This is a genomic window from Allomuricauda sp. NFXS6, assembly GCF_040148835.1.
Taxonomy (GTDB): domain Bacteria; phylum Bacteroidota; class Bacteroidia; order Flavobacteriales; family Flavobacteriaceae; genus Flagellimonas.
Genome location: NZ_JAGEMG010000013.1, coordinates 87,304 through 93,365 on the forward strand (window position 1 = coordinate 87,304; position 6,062 = coordinate 93,365).

The window sequence follows — 6,062 nt, forward strand, 5'->3', positions numbered from 1 at the left end:
CCCTATGATTTCGCCAGAATTATTTTTTCTGATTCCTTCTCAATGATGTGACGGTAAAACTCTTTGAGGTCGGCATAATAATGTGCCGGAATTATAGGACTGTTCAGTGCCGTTTCCACGCTTGCACTTATTACATTATGAGTGGCCGAAATATTAAACCTAAACTGGCCTAGATTCTCTGGCAATGCGACGGCAATAGGCTCAGGAATGGATTCAACCGCATACCCTTCTGGAATATTGATGGATATGATATACTTGTCCTGCCATGGATAGCCATAATCGATTGGGTATTCCCTTTTCTCCATTTTAAAGGGATTTTCCCTTGTGGTCAGGTGAAATAAAGGAGATAGGTAGATTTTACCACCAATATTTTCATAACCCACCTCTTTTTCAAATTCATAAGATTGAACAACTGGCTTATAGAGGTCTTTGGCATTCTTAAGGTCAAAGTTTGAAATTTCTAAATCAACATACTTTTTTTCCAATTCATCCAAATAGGAATCTTCGGACCCACTGGTATAGTTGTTTCTAAAAACAAAGGCGTTGTTGGCTGTATATTGCTGCCTATACTTACCCTTGATAGACCCATCTTCATTTAAATCAACAACCATCATAATTGCATCCAAAGATTTGGTTTTCGGCATTAGGTTTACCTGACTGGAACTACCATCGTCACGAATCAACCTACCAAACCAATTTAAAGCGCGCATTGGCAAAACATCCGGTAGAGCGTTTTTATCCGTGGCATCAAACAACATAAAATCATTTTGAGTTTGAAGCCCTGCGACCACATAGTTAAATCCATTCCTCGTTGGGAAAATTGGTATTCCATGTGATCGGGTACTTACCAATACGGGATTTGCTTCAAGACCTGCATACCGGAACATCGCTGTAAGCATTAGATTGATTTCGGCAACATTCCCAACTCCTTCTTTATAAGCTTTTCTAACACCTTGACTGCATCCTACGCCAGTATAACCATCCCAGTTCATTTTAGATTTAACATGTTGAAAAATAGCGATTGCCTTTTCCGTATCTGTTGACAATCCTGATATCAGCTGATCTACCTCATCTTCAAAATAGTTTTCCCTGTTCAATTCATTTCCAAAATCATCATAATCGTATATGGACTTTGCCACATCCTCCCAAGTCAAGCTATAATTTTTATAAGGGCTGTTCGGAAAACGTGTTGATGCCAATTCGAACTTCATAGATGCCCTAAAATTATCGATATTACTGGTGTACTTTTCATCTAGCAAAGCTGGAATGTTAGACACGCCAATATTGTATACGTTTTCAAAAAAATCCAAGGAACCCGTTTTATGCGTGCTCTTGGCAGACCATCCCGATCCATCCGAACTTCTATAGGTAACATGCAAAGATCTATTTTCTTTGGACTGTTTAACTGATATGGGTTGGGTGCCTCTACTATATTGTTTAAAGATAAAGTACTCAGGGATGTTCAACTGTGCCTCTGCCTGGTCCACTGGTATATCATATTGGAGCCTAAACTCATCAATATGCCAGAACATGGGTGAAGTTATCTTGTACTCAATATCCAAAACACTGCCCTCCCGCACCTCTGGCATTGTAATGGATGCTTTGTTCCTGTATTTATTTACTTCCTCGATAAAAACACCGTCCTTTTTAAGTTTTTGACTGACCACCTTCCCATTTTCCAGGTTAAATGTGTATCCTTTTACCGAACCAATGTCTTCTCTATCGCTACTGGAAACATATAGTGGTACTTGTAGGGTTGCCCAATCAAAGCCCTCTTTGTTATATATTTTGATGCGAAAGTGTACTTCCCGTATTTGTGACCAACCGGTTTCGGATTGATAATTATATCTAACCCATTCTTTTTTATGAAGAATTGCCGCCTCGGCCTCTGGATAAGTGGTGTGCTGTTTGGCAGCTACCTCTTCCTTGGATACCTTTCCAAATTTAATCTCATTGGCGCTTGTTGCTTGCTGAACCAGCAAGAGCAGAAAAAACAGTCTTAATCTCATGATTCTTTTTTATTTAAAACGATTTTGGTATTGTCATATCGGGCAACTTTTTTTCTAAAGTCACGATAGAGTTTGTAATCTTCTTTGGAGTATTCCCCAGACTTGATCAGCAGTTTTCTTTTGTACAAGATCACTCCAGGTTCCTTTGGCTCTATCGAAACTATGTAGGAACCAAATTTAGTCTCTTCCTTAACCGGCATCATTAAAGTTTCCTGAGTGTATCCTTCGGGAAGATGAATAACAAACTCATCTTCATCTAAATAACCGCGCTTGATTACCAAGGGTCTTTTTCTGTTTCGGCACCTGTCCGGCACGCCCAAATTGCGATTGGATATGTTGGGAGCCAGCAATAGTTTATCCCCTGCGCTGGTCAAATAATTTTTCACACTTAGCTCAACCTCTTCTAAAAATTCGATGTTATTGATGTCATTTTGATACTTGACTTGGTCCAAGGATAGATTTTGCACATAATTCCAATACGATTTATAGAACTTTTCCCGTTCCGACTTTGTGTCACTGGTCCTCCAATATTTTTGATCGTATTGTGATCCTTTGGAAAGAATTTTCACTTTCCCCTTGACGCTCTTGTCTTCTGAAATTTTGAATTCTGCTTGGGTGAATTGATAATTATCATCATCGGAATAGGCCTTTGTCCTCACCAATTCCCCACCTTGAGGGGTAACTTTCAAAACATTTCTGTTGTCGGTAAACGTACCCAAGTGATTGACGGGTGTTTTTTGACTGGTACATTCCAACCAAACCTCCTCTTCCTCCAGCGGCACATTTAAAAAAACATGGTTGCCTTGCATGGACGGAAAGTCTTCATCAAAACTTTTCATTTGACCACCTGCATGCACAACGGTGTAGTAAGATTCGACCCCAACGGCACTCAACAGTGCCTTTGTATAATTGGTAAGTCCTTTACAATCGCCATATTTTACACGGTCAACATCCAATGCGCTTATGGGCATCCATCCACCAATACCCAATTGTACACTTATGTATCGGGTATTTTCTTGAACATACTGGTAGATTATCCTTGTTTTCTCCAAGGGATCGGATACTCCTTTCACTAAATTTTTAACGTATTGAACGGTGCCATCATCCAACTCATCCCTTCCTTCAAGAAGTTCATCGTTCATCCATTTACCAAGTTCTTCCCACGATGTGGCTTTGCCATCAACTCCTTCGAGATGGAACTCGTCCAGTGCAATTTTTACTTGGGGCGCAAAATCTCGAAACGCAGGAGATAGCGGTTCACGCTCCAAAGCTTTTAAATTTTTGGCTTTATAGATGATACCGTTTACAGTTTCCGTAATTTCTATTTCATAAGGTCCAAAATTCTGTTCCTTGTGCCTAAAAGGTATACCACATTCTACGGTAAAAGAGAACTCGCTTTTTTCTGTACCGACCCTATAATCATCCAAAAACATCCAATTAGGGGCAAATGCCGTGTTTGGAGTGGAATATTCCTTTGTGAATTCCACCGTATATGGATATTGTGTAGGGGTATATCTCAAGACCAAAACACGTGAATCTGAATAAAGTGTGCCTCCACTAATGGCACTTTGATCTATGAAATCCCTTTTCTTTATTTTTTTGATTTCTTCTCCCTGCGCATTATAAATAATAGCTTCAAGATCGGATACTTTATCATTTTTGTCATAATAAGTATAGGCTAGCACATGCTCATTCCCATCTTCGTTGAACACAGTGACAACTCTTTTGCTGTTCACTTCCATTTGGTCCCTGGATTCTATGATAACATCCATTTTATCCAAACGCACAACGGCATCTGCATTCTGTCGAACTTCCTTCGGAATGGTGTTTACATTATAGTTTTGAGAAAATGAAAAATGAAAGAGGAAGTTAAGTAGGAAAAAGAAATAGAATCGCATTCGTATAAAGGAAATGGTTAGTTTGGGACCGGAAAAGTCTTTAATTTCCTACAATAAAGATAATTTTTTCGATAAAAAACAATTATTCTTTGTTTTTTGTGTCTATGGATATGGTAACTGGACCATCATTTAGGAGTTCCACTTTCATATCGGCACCAAAAACTCCCGTACCCACTTTTCTGCTCAATTTCCGTTCCAAAACCTGAACAAATTTCTCGTACATAGGTACTGCAAAGTCCGGTTTTGCTGCCTTTATATAAGATGGGCGATTGCCTTTTTTTGTCTGTGCATGCAGCGTAAATTGACTGACCACAATAATATCTCCATTAACGTCTTGAACCGAACAGTTCATCACATCGTTGTCATCATTGAAAATGCGAAGGTTCACGATTTTATTGGTCAGCCAATCAATATCCTCTTGAGTATCGGCATCTTCCACGCCCAATAGCACCAAAAGACCATTTTCAATGGAGGAAATGACTTTTCCATCTACCGTGACACTTGCTTTTGAAACTCGCTGTAATACTGTTCTCATCTATTTTTATCTATATGGACTATCTTCTTCCCCAGTCAACATCTGAAGATAACTCCGGTATCTGCTTGCCGCTATCTCATCTTTTTCCAAAGCATCTTTTACCGCGCACTTGGGTTCATCCAAATGAAGGCAGTTATGAAACTTACATTCAGATTTCAAAGCAAAAAATTCTGGGAAATAATTTCCAATTTCATGCTTCTCCATGTCCACAATACCAAAACCCTTTATACCTGGGGTGTCAATAATTCTGGCATCAAAGGAAAGGTCGTACATCTCGGCAAAGGTGGTGGTATGCTGCCCTTGCATATGCTGTTCGGAAATTTCAGCGGTTTTTAACTTTAGACCGGGCTCCAAAGCATTGACCAAGGTTGACTTGCCCACCCCGGAATGACCTGCGAACATACTGGTTTTGCCGAGCATCAATTTCTTAACCTTATCAATATTCTTACTCTCTTTGGCTTCGATTTGAATACAACTGTAACCAATTTTTGTATAAATATCAATTAGATTATTAACCTCATATTTTTCTTCATCGCCATAAATATCCATCTTGTTGAAAAGAAGTACTGCAGGAATTTCATAGGCTTCTGCCGTTACCAAAAACCTATCGATAAAACTTGTGAATGTTGGTGGGTTGTTCAACGTGACCAACAAAAACACCTGATCAAGGTTGGAAGCAATTATATGGGTCTGTTTGGAAAGTTTTACAGACTTGCGAACGATATAATTTTTACGTTCTCCAATTCCATGAATTATACCAAGCGTTTCATCCCCAATTGTTTCCAGTTCAAACTCCACATGGTCCCCAACTGCTACTGGATTGGTGCTTTTAATGCCTTGCGCCCGGAACTTCCCCTTGATACGGCATTCGTAAAACACTCCTTCCGAGGATTTTACGGTATACCAACTTCCCGTTGATTTATAAACAGTTCCGTCCACTATTTGTTCATATTTTGATTACAAAGTAACAACAATCTTCCTTTATCGTCCTATATCTTTGTCAACAGTTCTAACAGTCAACAACTTAATCTATTATGAAAAAAATTATTTTAGCTACCGTGGTAATGTTCGCAGCATCTTTTACCATGAATGCGCAACAGTACCATGTTGTTACCAGCGTTGAATCCATTGTGCCCAACGGATTGGGAAGGTCTAGAATTATTAATGCCTTGGAGGACAAGGATTATAAAGATTTTACAAGCGTACAAACAGAGGATGACAACACCCGAAACAAATCCAGCAGAAGTGAGATTCGTGTCAAGAATTTTGAGGAAACCAAGCTATTAAACTTCTACAACATAGGTGGTATCCGTTTTCAGAACATTGCGGCCAACGATGCCGTAATCACTTCCATGATCAACGACATGGTTTCCAACGGATGGGAATTGGCCTTTGTGGTAAGCGGTGTTGAAAGTGAGGCTGGGAAGGGAGATGGGCAAGGTATTTTTATTACCCGTTACATCTTTAAAAAATAAATTCTTTCCAAATCCAAATGTGTCGTCCTAAAATAGGTTGACAGTTTTTAAGTATAATTATTTAATAGACCTGTGGAGTTTTCTTCACAGGTTTTTTCATGAATAAAGTTAGGTGTTTTCATCTGAAGACTCAAGTGAGGCCTAT

The 6,062-nt window shown here is 39.2% G+C and carries 5 protein-coding genes; 1 reads left to right on the top strand and 4 read right to left on the bottom strand.

Annotated elements, in window-relative coordinates; translation table 11 throughout:
* Positions 1–2: 2 nt before the first annotated feature.
* From J4E06_RS16540 to rsgA, 4 genes are all read right to left on the bottom strand, one after another.
* Positions 3–2,009: a DUF3858 domain-containing protein gene (locus J4E06_RS16540; RefSeq protein WP_349525105.1), complete on the bottom strand. Its 2,007-nt coding sequence runs from the start codon at positions 2,007–2,009 to the stop codon at positions 3–5.
* A complete protein-coding gene (locus tag J4E06_RS16545) occupies positions 2,006–3,907 on the bottom strand; it encodes a DUF3858 domain-containing protein (protein ID WP_349525106.1) in 1,902 nt (633 codons plus the stop codon). Before J4E06_RS16545 ends, J4E06_RS16540 begins: the two co-directional genes overlap by 4 nt.
* An 82-nt stretch (positions 3,908–3,989) precedes the next feature.
* Entirely contained in the window at positions 3,990–4,442 is a 453-nt protein-coding gene (dtd, locus tag J4E06_RS16550) for a D-aminoacyl-tRNA deacylase (protein WP_349525107.1), read from the bottom strand.
* Between the two features lie 6 nt (positions 4,443–4,448).
* Positions 4,449–5,381 (bottom strand): ribosome small subunit-dependent GTPase A, encoded by a 933-nt coding sequence (gene rsgA, locus J4E06_RS16555; protein WP_349525108.1) that lies wholly within the window; start codon positions 5,379–5,381, stop codon positions 4,449–4,451.
* Positions 5,382–5,476: 95 nt separating this feature from the next.
* Between rsgA and J4E06_RS16560 the strand changes: the two genes are divergently transcribed.
* Positions 5,477–5,917 (top strand): hypothetical protein, encoded by a 441-nt coding sequence (locus tag J4E06_RS16560; RefSeq protein WP_349525109.1) that lies wholly within the window; start codon positions 5,477–5,479, stop codon positions 5,915–5,917.
* Positions 5,918–6,062: the final 145 nt, after the last annotated feature.

Coding starts and splice junctions, on each gene's coding strand:
- J4E06_RS16545 (WP_349525106.1), bottom strand. CDS start 3,907: ATGCGATTCTATTTCTTTTTCCTACTTAACTTCCTCTTTCATTTTTCA.
- dtd (WP_349525107.1), bottom strand. CDS start 4,442: ATGAGAACAGTATTACAGCGAGTTTCAAAAGCAAGTGTCACGGTAGAT.
- J4E06_RS16560 (WP_349525109.1), top strand. CDS start 5,477: ATGAAAAAAATTATTTTAGCTACCGTGGTAATGTTCGCAGCATCTTTT.
- J4E06_RS16540 (WP_349525105.1), bottom strand. CDS start 2,009: ATGAGATTAAGACTGTTTTTTCTGCTCTTGCTGGTTCAGCAAGCAACA.